At 43.2% G+C, this 18,767-nt stretch carries 12 protein-coding genes and 1 tRNA gene; 9 read left to right on the top strand and 4 right to left on the bottom strand.

The genetic code is table 11. The features are described from left to right. Nucleotides 1-337: 337 nt before the first annotated feature. Nucleotides 338-1,540 carry a pyridoxal phosphate-dependent aminotransferase gene (locus JMW94_RS11435; RefSeq protein ID WP_201604494.1) on the top strand — a complete coding sequence of 401 codons (1,203 nt, stop codon included), beginning with the start codon at nucleotides 338-340 and terminating at the stop codon, nucleotides 1,538-1,540. 300 nt (nucleotides 1,541-1,840) lie between these two features. Next, nucleotides 1,841-1,916, top strand: a tRNA-Asn gene (locus JMW94_RS11440). Between the two features lie 259 nt (nucleotides 1,917-2,175). Here the strand turns inward: JMW94_RS11440 and icmH are convergent. From icmH to JMW94_RS11460, 4 genes are all read right to left on the bottom strand, one after another. Beyond that, a complete protein-coding gene (gene icmH / locus JMW94_RS11445) occupies nucleotides 2,176-2,988 on the bottom strand; it encodes a type IVB secretion system protein IcmH/DotU (protein ID WP_060491495.1) in 813 nt (270 codons plus the stop codon). 114 nt (nucleotides 2,989-3,102) lie between these two features. Further along, nucleotides 3,103-4,449, bottom strand: coding sequence for a type VI secretion system baseplate subunit TssK (gene tssK / locus JMW94_RS11450; protein WP_201604495.1), 1,347 nt, complete (start codon nucleotides 4,447-4,449; stop codon nucleotides 3,103-3,105). 9 nt (nucleotides 4,450-4,458) lie between these two features. Continuing rightward, nucleotides 4,459-5,145: a hypothetical protein gene (locus tag JMW94_RS11455; RefSeq protein WP_201604496.1), complete on the bottom strand. Its 687-nt coding sequence runs from the start codon at nucleotides 5,143-5,145 to the stop codon at nucleotides 4,459-4,461. A 31-nt stretch (nucleotides 5,146-5,176) separates the two neighbouring features. Next, nucleotides 5,177-6,226, bottom strand: coding sequence for a M15 family metallopeptidase (locus tag JMW94_RS11460; RefSeq protein ID WP_227685495.1), 1,050 nt, complete (start codon nucleotides 6,224-6,226; stop codon nucleotides 5,177-5,179). A gap of 417 nt (nucleotides 6,227-6,643) precedes the next feature. Between JMW94_RS11460 and JMW94_RS11465 the strand changes: the two genes are divergently transcribed. The 7 genes from JMW94_RS11465 (at nucleotide 6,644) to JMW94_RS11495 (ending at nucleotide 18,732) form a co-directional block, all read left to right on the top strand. Beyond that, the gene (locus tag JMW94_RS11465; protein WP_201604497.1) at nucleotides 6,644-8,422 is read left to right on the top strand and encodes a hypothetical protein; all 1,779 of its coding nucleotides are present in this window, start codon (nucleotides 6,644-6,646) and stop codon (nucleotides 8,420-8,422) included. A 72-nt stretch (nucleotides 8,423-8,494) separates the two neighbouring features. Then, nucleotides 8,495-12,541, top strand: a complete 4,047-nt coding sequence (gene tssM / locus JMW94_RS11470) for a type VI secretion system membrane subunit TssM (protein WP_201604498.1) — start codon at nucleotides 8,495-8,497, stop codon at nucleotides 12,539-12,541. Further along, nucleotides 12,538-13,518 (top strand): type VI secretion system-associated protein TagF, encoded by a 981-nt coding sequence (tagF, locus tag JMW94_RS11475; protein WP_055123825.1) that lies wholly within the window; start codon nucleotides 12,538-12,540, stop codon nucleotides 13,516-13,518. Before tssM ends, tagF begins: the two co-directional genes overlap by 4 nt. A gap of 233 nt (nucleotides 13,519-13,751) precedes the next feature. Further along, nucleotides 13,752-14,465, top strand: coding sequence for an OmpA family protein (locus JMW94_RS11480; protein ID WP_045451536.1), 714 nt, complete (start codon nucleotides 13,752-13,754; stop codon nucleotides 14,463-14,465). A 172-nt stretch (nucleotides 14,466-14,637) separates the two neighbouring features. After that, the gene (locus JMW94_RS11485; protein ID WP_201604499.1) at nucleotides 14,638-17,460 is read left to right on the top strand and encodes a DUF2345 domain-containing protein; all 2,823 of its coding nucleotides are present in this window, start codon (nucleotides 14,638-14,640) and stop codon (nucleotides 17,458-17,460) included. A 19-nt stretch (nucleotides 17,461-17,479) separates the two neighbouring features. After that, on the top strand, nucleotides 17,480-18,118 hold the full coding sequence (locus JMW94_RS11490) for a hypothetical protein (protein WP_201604500.1): 639 nt from the start codon (nucleotides 17,480-17,482) through the stop codon (nucleotides 18,116-18,118). Between the two features lie 50 nt (nucleotides 18,119-18,168). After that, a complete protein-coding gene (locus JMW94_RS11495) occupies nucleotides 18,169-18,732 on the top strand; it encodes a hypothetical protein (RefSeq protein WP_201604501.1) in 564 nt (187 codons plus the stop codon). Nucleotides 18,733-18,767 lie beyond the last annotated feature (35 nt).

Below are 18,767 nucleotides of genomic sequence, written 5' to 3' on the forward strand. Positions count from 1 at the left end.
GACTGAACCTGTCTACCCTCGCGCACTGGAAAGATTGCTCTTAGGTCTGTCGTTTTATGTTACTAGCCTTATAAGACAGCCTAATTACGGCATGCTACAATACTAAAAATCAAAAATAGCTTTACATTAAAGGGCTGATTAATCAGCGTATTTATCATGAAAATATCCAACCTGTTAAAAGCGCTCGTCTTTATTAACGGTTATTTATTTTCAAAAATCAACTTCCCTTGCGACAGTTTTTGAAACTGCCTGATATCGTGTCCTAATGACATCTCAAACGTTATACAATTAATGATAGTGCTTCACCAATCCCACTCCACTATAAAAAGGATCTCTCATGAGCGAATTGCAACTCTCTGACCGCGTCAACAACATCAAGCCATCGCCTACGCTAGCGATTACCAATAAAGCCAAAGAGCTAAAAGCAGCTGGTAAAGACATTATCGGTCTGGGTGCGGGTGAACCTGATTTTGATACGCCAGAGCACATCAAAAAAGCAGCCATCGATGCCATTAATGACGGTTTTACCAAATACACCGCTGTCGATGGTACGCCAGAGCTCAAAAAAGCCATCATTGAGAAGTTCAAACGTGATAACAACATCAGCTATGAGCCCAATGAAATCCTGGTATCAGTCGGTGGTAAACAGTCATTTTTTAACCTTGCGCAAGCCTTTATCAATCCAGGTGATGAAGTCATCATTCCAGCACCTTACTGGGTCAGCTATCCTGACATGGTCATCATTGCAGAAGGTGTGCCAGTCATCGTCAAATGCCCTGCTGAGCAAGATTTCAAAATCACCGCTGAGCAATTAGAAGACGCCATCACTGACAAAACTAAAATGCTGGTATTGAACAGCCCCTCTAACCCAACCGGTATGATTTATACGTTGGATGAGCTAAAAGCCATCGCTGAAGTGCTGAAAAAGCACCCACAAGTTTATGTTGTTTCAGATGACATGTATGAGCACATCCGCTGGACGGGCGATAAGTTCTACAATATTCTGAATGCCGCACCTGAGCTAAAAGATCGGGCAATTATTTTAAATGGCGTGTCAAAAGCATATGCGATGACTGGCTGGCGTATTGGTTACGCTGGTGGCCCTGCCAAGCTGATTGGGGCGATGAAAAAAGTACAATCACAGTCAACCTCATGCCCAACATCGATCAGCCAAGTTGCTGCCGAAGCCGCTATCAGTGGCGATCAAAGCGTGCTCACGCCGATGGTAGAAGCCTTTGAAAAGCGTTGTGATCTAGTCGTTGATGGTTTGAACGCGATTAAAGGTATTACCTGCCTGCGTCCTGATGGCGCTTTCTACGTATATCCTGACATCAAACCACTCATCAAAGCCGCTGGTCTGTCGTCATGTACTGAATTTTCAGCATGGTTGTTAGAGAAGGTTGGCGTCGCAGTGGTGCCTGGTGACGCCTTTGGTCTTGGTGGCTATATGCGCATCTCTTACGCGACTGATGAAGCAACGCTAAAAGATGCCTTATCACGTATCGAAAAAGCGGTTGCTGATCTAGACATTGCTGAATGATAAATAAACAGCCACTGTCTTAAAATTACTACGCTTAAGTATGTGCTTAAACATGCGCTTATAAACGAAGACGCCACCTATCATCTATGTGGCGTCTTTTTTATTTATCTCATGATTGGGAGTTTTTTTGGCAAAAAACCTCAAAAAATGCCTTATCCCCTTATTAAAACAATTATCTTTGATAATTATGCAAAAAAGGCTTGACGTATTTTTTATTTTTGCTAGAATACGCCCCACTTAGCAAGAACTCGTTAGAGACTTCTAAGGCTCGTTGTAAGGTTTTAAACACTTGCAGCTTATTCTCCAATAGCTCAGTTGGTAGAGCAACGGACTGTTAATCCGTGTGTCCCTGGTTCGAGCCCAGGTTGGAGAGCCACATTTTAGTTGTAAATTTCTTGAATTATTTTTGATTCAATTATGGCATTTGCCAAAACCCTCATCTCTTTGATGAGGGTTTTTTTATGGCTACTATTTTTATTGGCATGAAGAAACTTATATAAAGCTCAGTAGAAAAATAAGTAGCCAACGATATAACAACCATTACCTTGCTGTCCTAACAGTTTTTATTTCAGCACAACGTATGCAGCTGAAATAAAAACTGTTAAAGAAGTTAGCATTTAAAGTAAGGAAAATAATTAAGGTAGGAAAATTGAGATATGAGCTTGCTCTTTGTTTTCTTGAATCACATTGTCGTATGCTGACAGCTGCTCATTAGAGAAACTATTGGTAAACTGCCACATGGTCGCAAATATCGCGGTCAACAACACTGCCATGACCGTAAGTATGACCCATAGTGGCGTTTCGCTCGTGAGCGTGTGTTTGATTTGGTCGGGTATCGCCCAAAAAGGCGAAAACTCGTTCTTATTACCCCGTAGATGCTCAATTTCATCCCCTAAGCGTGAGATAAGATAACGAATTTTCTCGGGTGCTTCTAAACGATACTTCCCTTGAAAGCCAAGTAGCATCGCATAGTGATAGACCTCCAGAGCAGGCAGACGCCTCTCTCCTTGCTCGCGTAGCCCATCTAAACGCTCAAAGAACTCATTACCAGCAATTTGTGAGCCAAATAAATCCAACTGCAAAGGATTTAGCTCCCAAGCATCTTTGAGAGTTTGAAACTCGGGCTCTTGCGAGGTCATGATGGTCTCATCAATCAACGCACAATACGCATACTTAGCTTCATGGATATCTTCTGAAAGAAATCCTTTTTTGCGCGCATTCATCTCGAACTTGTCTAAAAAATCATATATTTTTTGACGAAACTGTCGCGGCTCAGTGCTGAAATAATGATTACGCAATAAAAATACCAAATAAAAGCCGTCATACATGATATCTACCAGCGACTGACTACTGATACGCTTATCTAGACCAGTTGCTGAGACCTTTGAAGCCACCTCGCCTGAATCTAACAACGAAGGTGCAGAACCCATTGAATTATTCCCTGACATGATTATTCCTAATGCTTATTATTTCAAATACTATTGAGGGCGTGTCCTCAAAATGAGGGCGCGCCCTAGTGCATACTCATCTTGCAACCTCAGCACCTCTATAGACAAAAAGAACTACTGTACGATAGCCATCAGCTCTATTTTTAAATCATCAAAGCCATTTGGCACATAAATACAGATAGATTCAGATTTGAGCATTTCGTCATATAGCTCGCCTACTGGTTCGATGGTGAAATAGCTAAAGCCTGGTCTCACTGGTATCGCACTGGGTACTTGGCTGACATGTGAAATAGAAGAGCCTGGCAGCGCTGACAACACACGTTTCTCTACTGAGTCAGGCGTCGCAATTTTAAATCGGCGTGGTACGATATCGATGAGCTCGTGCATCGGCAATGATGAGCTAACAGACAGATACAGCTGTGAGCCACGTGTGATCTTGTCACTACTTAGCTCGCCTGTATAATAAGATGGCTTATTTTGACGTAATGGAATCGAGATAAAGTTACTGGCAATGACAGTATTGAGTAGCTCACGAATGATTAAAATGATACTGACAAATGAGTCATTGGCATTATCGTGATGATAAGAAGGTAAGTCGCCCACCTTATATAATGAGCTAAAAGTAGCCAATTGGCTGGCGACATTTAATAATGCTTCATAAAGGCGTTCTGGATGTAGTTTGGCATTATTATATAAATGACTGAGCTGAGAGTATGCGGTATTTAGCGTATGCAATAGCCAAAAAGAGGCAATATCCGAGGAGCGAAACTCCAGTAAGTCATTGTTTGACTGACGATGATGGTCATACAGCGACGTAGACTTGGTATTAATCATCGTCATCAAACGATATACGTGACCAATAAGCGCAGGGTTACTCGTAATATGCACACTTGGGACGATATAATCATCATCGACTTGATAGACGCCTTGAGTGGTACGCACGAGCTTGGCTACCAATAAGGACACGGTATCTTGGCTAGGCGCTTGCGCAGAATGACTTAATTGCAAACTTGGCGACAGTTTAATCACGTCAATGACTGCTTCAGCCGCTTGGCTATATAGGTCTTGTGCCTCAATAGCACCCCTTACATAGCGTGCTGGATTGTCACTACGATCCGTCTGTATATTGCTGCCGCCACTATGGACAATCTCTAAACTCAAAAATACGAAAATTTCATCGCCATTGTCTTGGGTATCTAAGGTAATGGCTTTGGGTAAGGTGTCAGTACGAGGCGCATGATATATCGTACCATCGGGCAATACCGCATAAATACTTTGAAAGCTTAGTAAATTGCTTTCCAAAAGTTGCTTATCAATCTGAACATCAGATACGCCATAAGCATAAGGATGCACCAGCATCATACTCAAAGCTCGTTGCGAGTCATGATAAGTGTCTTGAATCTGAAAATGTTGGGGTCGCAAAAACAACCCTTCTCCCCATAATACCCTGTGTTTACTCAAGACAATCTCCTAAGAACAGCTGACTAGTGGCTGCTGATAATATTTAAGTTTGGTGGTAAATGTAGGTGCCAGTGCTGGGTCAACACCTTCAGTAATGCTGACATCGCATCCACCAATATTGATCGCCAGTGGCGTATCAAAATTGAGACTGGCAAGTGGGATAAGAAACTGTGAACGTTTTTTGGTATATCTCAGCCCCACTTTAATAGCGATAAAGCGCGCGTCTTGCGGAATGTTCACGGTCAGACTGCTCTCACGATTTGGGATAATACTGATTTCTTTGGCAGCTAGCGCTTCAATATCCGTAAACTGACTCTCCTCCTCCAAAAATGCGATATAGGCAGTACTTGCTGTGCCTACTTTGGTACGCCCTGCATTGGCATTAGTGGTGGGTTTGATATTTAGAGTAATCTGCTGACGCTTCAGTTTTTCTTGCAATGCTTGCTGCTCAGCACTCATGGTCGCCAGCTGCTGTTGCTGCAGCTCTAGCTGTGCTTTTAGACTTTGCAGATCAGCACTATTTTTGCCATCATCAACGATATGGCTCATGGCATCTATAGTAGGAGGCTCGCCTGCCAATGCCGATACCTTGTCATTTGACTTGCTCAATCTATCAGTGCTGCATCCGGCGATCGCACCACTTAGCAAGCAAGTGGCGGCGATTAATGATACTGGCAATGTCATACATTTATTCATACTTTCAGTTTACCTTAGCTTTTTATTATCATTATTGACTGGTCAAAATCTCAGCCATTTCTGGGCGACCGAGCACGCCTTTTTTGCGCAGCTCGACATGCCCAAGATCCATCATGCGCCAATCACCACCCCACACAAGTCCGGCAGACTTGGCTACTTTACCATATAATTTATAGCCTCGCATTGCCCAAGGATCCTTTTCGCTTATGACAATTTTACCATTTCTAATAAAGGCGCTATCGCCCGCCAAACCAAACTGATGATAGCTCTTGTATGATCCTGCCTTCGTTACATGAGTGCCTTTTTTCAATAGTCTTGCTTGCCTTGCAGGGCTACGATAGCCTTCTAGCAGCACCATGTCATAGCCATATTGGTCACTCATTACTTTATACACAGTCAACAGCCGTTGAACAAAATCCGAGTTCATTTTTTGCCAATTACGGTCAGCATTTTTGATATTGATATGACCGTTGTTTAGATGTGTAGCCAACATGTCACCTGAATAGCCAGTGCTATGATCTTGCGTGTTTAAGTCAGACAAATCAGGCTCAGGGAGCATTAGTGGTCTATCAATCTGAGGTATATTTGTCTGATTATCCGGCCAATAGCCTTCCTCTGTCTTGTCAGCTTGGTAGCTTGCAACCTCGGCTTCTAGTTCAGCAAACAGCTCCTCTGGCGGAGGCGACGGCGGACGCAGACGCTCTCCTATGAGTAGTTGACTGATTTGCAGATTTGTCGTGCTAGCCACGGTATCGTTGGCATGATAAACCTCCAGAGAATGATTGGTAATCAGGGCATAACACAATCCAACCGTTGCCATGACAATCAAAAAAGACAATGCCGATATCACTGGAATACGAGAAACATCTATATCCGAAATAAAACGAATAAACTGCTTGATACGATAATGAAATACCTTCTTTGGTGTCTTTATTGATGGACGCTTGAATTTTAGGCTAGGCAATCGATGAAAAAACACCATTACCTTATCTAATAGTCGCCCACATAGCTGCCGATCAAAAAGCATGACCATCATGAGGATAGAGAGCAATGTAAAGACCGATACAGTCAAGTAAATCATAGGCAAGAGTCAGCGACAGTTGAGACGATAAAAACAAAATAATAATAAACAGGCGTTGATAATTACGATTTCGTCAGTATTATATAGACAAATCATCTCCTTTTAAAATAAAGCTAACTTAATTACACTAATTTTTATTTATTCCTATCCATTAGCTTATCTACAGACAACTTAAAAATACTATTTCATTATAAAAATTTACTTAATAATGCCTAAAACCCTCACTAGTTATCGATTTTATAGTTTAACAATATTTTCAAAGCGATTCCTATCATTACAACCGAATTATAAAAAAGACAAATAAAGTTAACTAGTATAGTAAAAACAAGATTATAAACATCATAAAATTTGGATCGCAAAGCTTGTCTACATGGTGATAATTATAATAAAAACCCAACAAATAGGGAGTTTAAATAAGTGGGCGCAAAAAAAATACTGTCATACGGCCGATCTGTTTTAGTCATGATTTTGGTGTTGTATCTCATTTTGGTCTGGATGTACTTTAAAGACAATGCGCGACAGCTGACCTCATCTGGCTTATTACTATGGTTTGTTTCCATCCCTTTATTGTCTCTTGGATCTATCATGGCGCTCTTATGGTGGCAAAAAAAACTGGATAAACAAACAACCGATTCACCAGAGATACTTGATGGAACAACAGATAAAACAGACGCTATTAAGCCGCCCAATACTTATCAGTTATTTATCTATAGCCGTGTCTGCCTACCAGAAGGAGACTGTTGGTCTGAGGTGGTGGACAATGATGCAGACCTAACCGTATTGAGCGAGGATTTGACAGATATTGATGGTATGCCAATGTTGGTCAAACCGATTGCAAGACTCCCTGATGCAGCTGCCCTACCATATCCTAGTCTGTCTGATGCCTATTCAGCAGATTCAGAGTTTGACGACAGCTATTCAGACCATTATTTAGATTCGAACAGTGATTTAGACAGTAGTTTAGACAGCCATCTCGATGATGAGAGATTTACTGAACGTAAAGCTGCGTTAAATGATACTACCTTGCGTTTACAGGCATTAATTTATGAGCAGCTAGTCTTGAGCGAGGAGATGCTGTCTAGCCTTGCCGAACACTTTTACCAACATCACCAACAAGATACGACTCAGTCCAACGCAGCCATTCATATTCATCCCGAATGGCAGCAACATTATTTGGTGAGTGCCAACGAAATAAGTAGTGAAAATAACAGCAGTAAAAATAACGATGATGACAAAATGACAGCAGCCTCTGCTGGTCATTTAACCAATCTTCCTATTTATTTATGCTTACCTTCCAGCGCCGATTCAGCATTTTTAATCGCGACCATAAAAGAACAGTTAGCCACTTACGGTATTCCTGATACACGGCTTGCTATTACGACCATCATAACTGACAGCACTGACGTCGCAAACACCGTAGCAGATAATAGCGCTAATAATACCACCATTGCCACACCTACAGAATTTATCAATAGACATCTGCTGCCTTTATCTAAATCAACTGCGCCGGATCTGTGCTTAATTCTCATTGCAGATTCACAGATAAGTGAAGAATGGTTAGACACTCATTTGTATTCTGAGAAAATGACCAATGTCATTCCAACTGAGGCGGGTGCGCTGTTGCTATTCTCGAATCAAGCGGCTCAAGAGCTACTCAATATTGACGCTAGTACCCGTATTTTATTAACGGAGATAGCTACAGCTCATCGCACTGAGCTTTTGAGTGATAAACGTCACTATTTTAATCATTTAACGACTATCAAAAACCTATTAATAGACAATATGCTTTCACTGTCGCCGACCGATACGACCATGCTAAAAACCACTGATAAACAGACAATAAAGCCCGCAAAAAAATCGTCTGACATCAATAGCAAAGAAAAATACAAGACTAATGTTGCTATAGCAGACATGACCATTACCGCCATGTCTGACATTAATCCATTAAAGCAGCCCTATGACTTATCAACGTATATGAGCTTTCTTGAAGCATTTATAGCACAAGGCGCTCTAGTAAACGAACATCATTTAGGGCATTATATGCCATTGAATAATTGGTTGAAGCCATTCATCAGCCTATCACTCTTCATTGACTTAGCCAAAGAAGACCAACAAGAGTCAGACAGATCGTTTTTAATTACTCAACATAAGCACTGCAATATGCTTTGGTTGCTAGACTCTTCTCCAACATCTTAGTCGTAGTTTTAATGGTGTTTTGTCGTAGTAAATACTCGTTTTATTATCTTAAGTTCACACTAGGTAGCACGCATGTTTTCAAGGTTTTTTCATCTTATCTATAACCCAAGAGTATTATTGGCGCTGGGGCTCATTGTCGCTCTAGTCTTACTTTATGATTATGTGACTATTAAAACCTTTGTCATAATCATTGGCGTCATAATCACATGTACGGTGCTGGGGGCGCTTGGCTATTACCTGTGGAAAAAACGTAAGCTTGCCTCAGATGAGCTGGCAAACTTAGTGGAGGATAATGGCAACGAGAGCCAAGGTGACGATAGCCCTCATGTGGCCAAAGATGAAAACGCTCAAGAAGTGCAAGCGCTACGTCAGCAAATGCAAGATGCCATTAAAACCATTCGCAAATCAAAGATAGGCGATCAAACAGGCAAAGCGGCGTTATATGAGCTGCCGTGGTATATGGTCATTGGTAATCCCGCGGCAGGCAAAAGCTCTGCGGTGCTACACTCTGGCTTAAAATTCCCCTTTATGGAGCAAGGTAACAAGCTATCCGTTAAAGGCGTCGGCGGTACACGTAACTGCGATTGGTTTTTTTCGACTGAAGGTATCTTGCTCGACACCGCAGGACGTTACTCCGTTTATGAAGAAGATCGCTCAGAATGGTTGTCGTTTTTAAGCCTACTCAAAAAGAATCGACCTAAAGCACCGATCAATGGCATCATCATCGCGGTCAGTATCGCCGAACTCACCAAAAACGATCCAAACTATGCGTTGGATTTGGCCAAGAATCTGCGCAGCCGTGTGCAAGACTTAACGGAACAGTTAGAAGTTTATGCGCCTGTCTATGTGATCTTTACTAAAATGGATTTGATTTCAGGCTTCCGTGACTTCTTTAATGACTATGAGCAAGAAGAGCGCAGCCAAGTATGGGGCGCGACCATCCCCTATCCTGAAGACCCAGAAAATATCAATATCACGGACGTATTCGAAGAGCATTTTGGTGTCTTGGTCAATGGTCTAAAAGACTTGAGCACCACTAAGCTATCCTTACGTCATCAGCGCACGGTATCTCCCAGTCTAATGACTTTCCCAATGGAATTTCAGTCATTACGTCCCATGATACGGACGCTGATGCATGCTTTGTTTGAGGACAACCCTTTCCAATTTAAGCCCATATTGCGTGGCTTTTACTTTACCAGCGCCTTGCAGGACGGACAAGTTAGCAGCCAAATGACGTTGCAAATGGTACAAAATTACGATTTGCACCCACCTGCGATACCGCTCAATGCACAGCAAGAAGCCGCAGACAAGCCCTATTTTTTACAAGATCTATTTTCTAAAGTCATTTTAAAAGACAAGCATTTGGTCAAGCAGCATAAAAACCGACACAAGCGCAGTCATCGTGCGCTTGCGACGCTAGCTGCTGTCGTGACTTTGTGTGCGGCTGTCGGTCTGTGGACATGGTCTTATGCCAATAATAAACAGCTCACTGAGCGTGTCGTGGCTGACTTACAGCAAGTCGCAGCGCTACAAAAGAATTCTAATGGTGATCTACAATCGCAGCTTGAATCGCTCAATATTCTACAAAGTCGAATCGAGCAGCTTGAAGGCTATGAAGACGACAAGCCGCTGTCTTTGAGTTTTGGCCTCTATCAAGGCGATAAGCTTAAGCAAAAATTGCTAGCAGAATATTACTACGGCATCAGCATCATCGTCTTAGCGCCAACCAAACAAAATATCGAAACGTTTTTGACCGAAGTAAATACCAATGCCGATCAATTAGAAGTCCGTACAGAAGACTCAAGCACTGATGACACCTCTGATGCTGCCGTTAATGATGCTTATATCCAGTCGGACCCCACAGACGTTGAAGATGCTTATAACGCGCTCAAAGCTTATCTCATGCTTGGCAATCATGACAATTTAGAGGCCAGTCATCTGAGTGATCAGATGACCCGTTTTTGGCGCAACTGGCTCGAAGCCAATCGCGCTGACATGCCGCGTGACAAGATGATTCGCCAAGCTGAGCGTATCTTGAGTTTTACCTTGGCTCATGTCGACGACCCCGCCTTTCCATTGATCCAAAATGACTTAGGGCTGATAGACAAAACCCGTAGCAATTTATCCAAAGTTAGCAAAGGTCAACCTGCTCGTGAGCGTGTTTACTCTGAGATTAAAATGCGTGCATCTGCCCGCTTCCCATCGGTCACGGTTGCGCAGATTACGCAAAACAATGCTAATGAAGCACTGCTTGGTAGTTATGTCATTTCAGGCACTTTTACTAAAGAGGCATGGGATGCTTTCGTCAGTGATGAGATTGATAAAGCTGCTACTACGAGAGTGGTCGCCGATGATTGGGTGTTGGCCACCAGCAGCCAAGATGACCTTACCTTGACGGGCAGTCCTGAACAGATACGACAATATCTGGTCAATCGCTATAAGCAAGAATATATCAGTGAATGGAAACGTTTTTTATCTCAAGTATATGTTCGGGATAGCACAGGCTTCGATGATCATGCGGTCTTATTAAACCAGCTGTCTAGTGCCACAGAGTCACCGTTAAAAACCCTGTTTGAGACAGTAGATCGCCAAACTCAATGGGACAATAAAGCGTCCAATCAAGCAGCTGGCAATGGTGGCGAATCTCGTCGCTCATTTGTCAATTGGTTTAAGCAAACTATCCTGCGTCAAAGCCCTGCTGAGCTGCGGCAAGCAGAAGCTGCGATGAATAATGGTGGTAGCTCTAGTAACGCTGCGCCTGTAGCACAAGCAAGCTCAGGTGTGATTGCGCAAGAATTCTCCTCTATACATGCGCTAGTAACGCCAAGAGAAGAAAATCAGGATCTGTCATTATTAGACAGCTATTTAGTCAGTTTAGGCGATATCAGAACCCGCTTTAACAATATCACTCGTAGTGACGACATCGGCCCTGATGCTTTGTTGTTTGCCTCACAAACCCTTAGCCCCGAAGGCTCAGAGTTAACCAAATCTCTACAAATATTAGATGAGCAGATCCTAAGTCAAGCCAACTCTGAAATAAAACAGCTGGTTCGTCCGTTGTTGAGTGAGCCACTAACTCGTTCATTTAACATGCTGCTGACGCCCACTAAGGCTGAGATTAATAAAGTTTGGAAAGCGCAGGTCTATAAGCCTTTTCTCGATAATTTAGGCAGTAAGTATCCCTTTACCGCCAATGCAAACTTAGAAGCGACGCCTGCAGAGATCGGTCAATTCTTCGGCGAAGATGGCTATGTGGCGCGATTCGTCAATGAAACGTTATCGCCCTTTATCATTCGCCGCGGCGATCAAATTTCCAGTAAAATCTGGAATGGTGCAGGTCTAGGTCTTAACCCGCAGTTTGTCGCTGATTTTGGGCGTTACTTTACCAATTATACGGGTAGTAATAGCCCAGGTGCTGTTGGTGCGAATAATACTGGTAGCGCTGCCAATCAAACCACTTTTCAAATCATGCCATTACCCGTCAGCGGTTTGACTGAATATACCATTGTGGTCGATGGTCAGCAGTTGCGTTATCGCATGGGAACCCAAGCGTGGACAACGTTTGTATGGCCGAACCCAAGTAGCCAACCTGGTGCCAGTATTCGAGCCAAAGACTATGATGGCAGAGACTTTACTGTCTTTGAAGAAGCAGGTAGCTTTGGGGTAGAAAAGCTGATTAATAGTGCACGCCGTACTGAACTGGGCAATGATATCTTTGAGATGGCATGGTCTGGTGACGGTATCACTATCTCTGTACGCTTTAGAATCATCAGCGGCAGTGGTAGTAGTACCACTACCGGTCAAGGTCGCTCTACCAATCCCTTTACCGGCATGAAACTACCAGAGGAGATTATTGCCCTTGGTGTCACACGTACAGCAAGGCCAATTTCTAATGATAATGCTGTTGATGGCGATACTCCTAACACAGATTCTGGCACCAATCAGCCAGTACCGACTGGCGAGCAAAATACAAGCAATGTCACGCCGCCAGCCCGCGTATCTACTGTAGCCCCTAATACCAATAGTGAAAACAGTCCACCAGTACAACCGCCTACTGATACCACGACGGCTACTGATGATCGTTCAGCCGTGACTGAACAGCAGGAGCAAACGCCATGACTCCAGACTCCTTGCCTTTAGTATATTTTGGAAAATTGCCTGCTCGCGGGGACTTTGTACGGGCACGCGCTCATATCTCTGAGACCAATGCCATTGATGAATGGGTCAGCGAAGCGCTAGCCGTGTCGGAAAGTGTATTTAGCGGAATTCCGATAGACAATGTCAGTAATCATAACTTTGCCTTTTTAAATTTCAGTCATATCGATACTAGAGCTAATGAGATTATCACCGGTGTTTTGATCCCTAGTCACGATAGTAGCTATAGAAATTACCCATTGATAGGTTTTGGCGTGCTTCATCTCGATAAACCGAAAAACTGGATGAACTATCTGCCCGTCAAGTCATCAGCGCTTTGGAATGACACTTATGAGGTTTTGAGTATGGCCAAATCCAAAACTGACAATAGCGATCTTATGGAGCACCTCAACCATAGCCAACTCAGCATCGATAACAATGCCAGTACTTACTACTATGATTTTATCAATACCACTACGTTGCATGATATAGCGATCTTAATGAACATTGATAAAGCGCAGCTGATACAGCAAATCATTGCCACTGGCCTGTTATTTTTACCTACTTTTACTAAGGGTTTCCATGGCTTAAATAAAGCCATCTGCTGGTCACTTACCTCTGATAGAGAAAACTCGATACACATGGCCACTTTTTGGCACGATCTCATCAATGGTTTTTATCAGCCACACCAGCTCTACTTGAATACCTACTTATATCGTGTCGCTAATTGCTATCGCCTGCTCATGAGTTTTACTAAACCCGATGGACGTATACTCAAGCAAATATCAGAAAGTGAAAAAACTTATCCTGAAGGTTGGGTGGTCATCGCTCATAGCGACTGGACTCAAGGCTATATCGATGAAGACATTGGATTGACACGGTTTAATAAAGTATTGTTACAAGACAATTTATATCTGTATGATACTAGGCAATTGTTTAAAAAAACTTTTTTAGCACAATAAATAATGGCTCACGATAACTGCTGATTCGTAACAGCTGATAGTAGCCGCCATGCATCATACCCCTGCAATTAGTCACTGCTCAATAATAGACAGATTAAAAAGGTACTTGAATGAAAGTCCTCTCTAGAATAACAAAATCCAAGCGAACAAATCACACGAAAAACCTGCTATTAGCCGCCGCTATCACCCTGCCTATGAGCGCCGTTGTATTTGCAGAACATAACGACACTCATGTGACAAATAATTCACAAAATGTGCCAGTGGTCATCAAGGGTGTGGTCGCTACCAGCTCAGACAAACAGCAACTGCTCGACAAGCTAAAAGCACAGTATCCTGATAAACCTGTCAGAGATGAAATCGAAGTACGTTCGAACATCAGTATACCAACCAACTGGCAACAGATAGCCACGACTATCATTGATAGCGACATTTCTAACATTCGTCAAGGGCGTATCGACATTCATGGAACGACCATTAGCTTACATGGCAAGGTAAGCAGCCTTGAACAAAAGCAAGCCATTCAAAACCGTATTCACTCGCGCCTAACTGATCTCTATCAATTAGAAAATCAGCTGGTCGTGGTAGAAGGTGAACAACGCCTCATAGACGAGACTTTGGGCAACCGTATCGTCGAGTTCGAGTCTGGTAGCACCAATCTAACGCCTATGGGTCTTGGTATCTTAGACGATATGGCAGGGGTGTTACAGCGGGTCGGTGATAAGCCTGTTCTTATCACCGGTCATACCGATAATGTCGGCAATTCTACTGCCAATCTTGCCCTATCAAATAAGCGTGCAGAAGCCGTCAAACAATACTTGATCGGTCGAAATATCAATGCGACTCGTCTCAGTACTACTGGTAAAGGAGACTCAGACCCTATCGCTAGTAACGACAACGAAGAAGGTCGCACTCGCAACCGCCGTATCGAATTTACCCTCAATGAATAACATCGCTATGTAGAACGTATGACGATAATGGTCACTAAGCAATGACGGTTAAGTGCTGATAGCTGGTTTGATAATGCTGAAAAACATACTGTCATTGCTACTAGAGATATCGATGCTACAAAAAACACCAATGCTAAAAGAGAGCCACTGCTAAAAAAATAGGGACATAACTATGCTACGCTTGACCAATACCGTGCTGCCTATGCACCCTGATCGGCTTTATGCCAGTGAAGGCAGCACTCAAGCGCCCTATCCGAGCGCTCGCCAAGACATCAATGCTCATCGTGCGTGGCAAGATAAGCTCATGCATAGCGCTGATGAAGCCGATATCATTGCTCAACTAAACCCCAATGGTAATTGCCAATACCAGCAGCACGGTATCGACACTTATGTGCTACACGTTTATATCCATGAGCGGCATCACCCTCCTTTTACGCCATTAACCAATCTCATCGGTAGCCCTCTGACCTTGAGCTTTGATATTCCAAGTGGCCTAAGCTTTCGTCATCTTTATATAACGGCTGTGCATCAGCTAGATCATGATGGCAGCTACGGCTATTATCGCCTGCTCGCCCAGCCCATCACTTATCGTCTGCATCAGCATATACGCGGTCTTATTAATACTCATTTGTCTGTACAAACTATGGTAGCAGAGCGCACGGCTACGCTGGATATAGAAATCATCGATGACAGCGACAATGGTGAAGATGCTAACTGGTCACCAGCACGCATGACCCAGTGGCAAATAAGCGACTGGACAAATATTTGCGAGCGGCTTGCGCGTCAAGGACTCACAGCCTATCTGCGCCATGAGCAAACGAATGAGCACAGTCCACCAAAGCTCGTTATTACATCGCATAGTCCAAGTGATAGCGATGGAATCAGCCTAAATATTGGCGCGCTGCGTTACCAGCAAGTGTTACATGACCGTGTGCAGGCACCAGTATTGGCATTGAGTGAGCAGGTCATCACCCAACCAAACTCAGTAACGATGCAGCGTTTTAATAGCAGCAGTGTTGCACACCCAACGCAGTCCGCCGACGTTGCGATGAGCCGTAATCCTGATGACGTAAGCCATTCAAATAACCACACTCTCACATTAGACACGCCAGCTGCTTTTGCGCCAGTAACAGATACTGAAACCATAGACGAAGCAACCATCGTGGCAAACAGTCATCAAAATCGATATAGCATCTATCATGCCCTAGCCCATGCTACGGATTTGAGTGTTGCTGATACTTTTATGCTTATCGATCACAGTACGCTCAATCAGCACTACCGTGCTACCCATATCGTGCATCTGGCTCGCAATAGTCTAGCGCATGTCACAGGGCTGACCCAAAGCTCACGCCACCAACAGCGTCATGCGTCGACATTAGCATCTGGCATTCATTTAACTCAGCTGCGCCTCATTACCTCTGATACCCCATGGGTCGGTCATCTATATAGCAGACATGCCCTACCGCCGATGACGGGGATCACTGAAATGCAAAATGAGATGGATAGCCGTAACCATATGACGCCCACGCACAGCTATTTACTGGATAGCCCTGCCCAGCCTATCAGTCGCCTTGAGGCTCAGGCTGGCGCGAACTACGGCACACACTTCACCCATAGAGCGGATGACCAAACCCTCATGCAATCTATCGGCGATAGCGAGCATCTAATTAACACTGGCAGTTTATTGTCATCGACTCGCCCTAGCCTATTTGCCACGGATAACGCACAAGCCATTGAAAGCGGCTATCGACATAAAGGGGACGCTACCCTAGCAGAATGGGTCACTGATCACCGTATAGAACAAGCCTACTCGCAACTTAACGTCGTTGATGGACAAATCGCTGCTAGCCTAAAGATGGGGATCATCAATCCAGCAAAAGACACCGCCAAGCGTCAAGGCATCAATGCGGCTACTAACGCTCAAATCAACATAAAATCAGGCGAAGCCCTCGTCTTCTCCACTCAAGCACAAACCCACGCACAATCTGGACAGCACAACTACCAGCACCATACTCCCACTCTCACCCAAACTGGTCTTGGTGGTCAGCACTTAGCGGAACGCTTAACGCAATTGGCGACAGGGCTTGGACGTCATGTCAATGACCATAAAGCGATTAAGACGCAACTTGAAACTATCGCAGAGGAACAGCAAACCAAAACCCATCAAACAATGCCATTCGCGTTAATCGATAGCGCAGCAGACAGCAGCTATGTCAGTGACGATACACTGATTCACAGAAGCATGGGTGAGATGGCCTCCACCACGCAGCAAGATATGGTGATCAGTAGTGGAGAGAGTCATAACCAGGTCAGTAGCGAGTCTCTAAATATCATAGCCGATGGTCAATTTAGCATGACCAATGCCAAAGAGAATATCACCCTCTCCGCCCATATGGGTAAGCTTGAAGCCACGGCTAAGCAAGATGTAAATATGTCATCCTCAACTAAAGAAGTTGAGATAGTGGCAACGAATAAGATTACGCTGACGGCGGGCGGTGCGAGTATCACGCTAGATGGCGGTGATATTACGATTATGGCGATGCAGTTTACGGAGAAAGCTGGTAAGCACAGTCGTGATGGCGGCGGGATGGATGGGCTGAGTTTGGCGGGGTTACCGAGTTTAGTGGCTGGCGCAATGTATAAAGCACAATTTAAGTTCGCTGACGATGATGATGTTGCTTATGCCAATACGCCGTATATTGCTATCAATGAGAATACGAAAGAGACGTTTGAGGGTGTTACAGATACTGAAGGAAACACTGAAACGTTCTTTAGCTCTGATCCTGATGAAATTAAGGTTCATTTGAAATTAGATAACTATACTGCTCAGTTTAGGTTTGCTGACGATGATGATATTCCCTATAGTTTCGTTGATTATATTGCGCAGGCTGAAATAACGGGGGAAGTGTTTGAAGGTACTACTGATATTGATGGTTATACCGAGGTTATGAATACATCTATTGAACAAGAAATCAAAGTCCACTTGAAAATATAATTTTAATAAGGGAGCCGTTATGCCTGATCCAGATTATGATCCATTTGCAGTTTTGAGACGACCTGAAAGAACCTCTAGTACTACGACCACTCGAAACTCGGCAACTTCGAATACCCAAATTTCGCGTGTTAAAAGAAAATTGACATTGACTCTGGACGGAACTCCTAATGGTAATCATGCTTATACTTGGGACTATCCAGATGGAAGTTTTGAAAATCATTATAAAACTCCGCTTTATACTCTAAGAATATCTAATGGTAAACATACTAGAGCGTTTCAAGTAATAAGGTTCGGTCCAAGATATGTAAGAAGTGAGGGTTACTCAGTTGCTGGACTAGCAGATCACCAAACACATTCTTTGACATGGTATCCAGAATATATGCTTCACAGTACAGACTCAGCAGAAAATGGTGCATGGATAGTATATGGAAACTTCCTTATTCATGATGGGCCTAATACAAATGATCCAAATAGAGCTGATAGCATGATAGGCACTGCGGGTTGTTTGGAAGTCTTTGGGCATGATGGATTCTCTAGCTTTAATAAAGCCCTACGCGAATTAGGTGGTGTCACATCAAACAAAGATGTTGATGCAAAAATAATATACCTGAAGGCAGTGCGTCCCATAATCAGAGGAAGGACATTAGTCCTTCCTTAGTATGCTTAGTTACAAAAATAATGGTGTATTACAAAATCAAGAGGTTCCATATGAAAAAGTTTATTCTGTTTCTATTTTTTGTACCTTTAGGATGCTCAATAGAAAGCAGTGCTATTGAAGACGTGCCTGATATCGCAAAAAGCGAAACCACTTTTATTGAGTCGAGTATTGAAAATAATTGTACTGGTGAACCTTTATTATCAATGTATGAAGAATTTGTCAAATTAGGTATTAAAGAAACAAATTTACTAACTAGTAAAGCTAATATAACTTTTACTAAAAGCAGTACACCTAAATCAAGGATAGAGAAAAACCTAACTTCAGAGTTTGGATCTGATTTCTTAAAAGATGCCTGCGCAATAGATGGAACAGTTATTAGTATCAAAGATTTAAGAGAGGGTTATCTTGGTGCTTATCAAGTTACCTACAACTCAGAGGAAAGCGCACTTTTAGCTACTGATATTATAAGGAATACAAACTCAACACAACTCAAGGTTTTTAAAGTTGCCACTGTCTTCAATTGGAGATTAATCAAGAACACTATTCTCATCAACTACAACAGCCCAGCTACGACTGTATACTACGAACACAATGTGAATGAGTTATCTAAATAGTTGGTTATGGTGATTTTGTAGTGGTCAACTAATTT

Origin of the sequence: Psychrobacter immobilis, from assembly GCF_904846185.1 — a bacterium.
Taxonomy (GTDB): domain Bacteria; phylum Pseudomonadota; class Gammaproteobacteria; order Pseudomonadales; family Moraxellaceae; genus Psychrobacter; species Psychrobacter immobilis_B.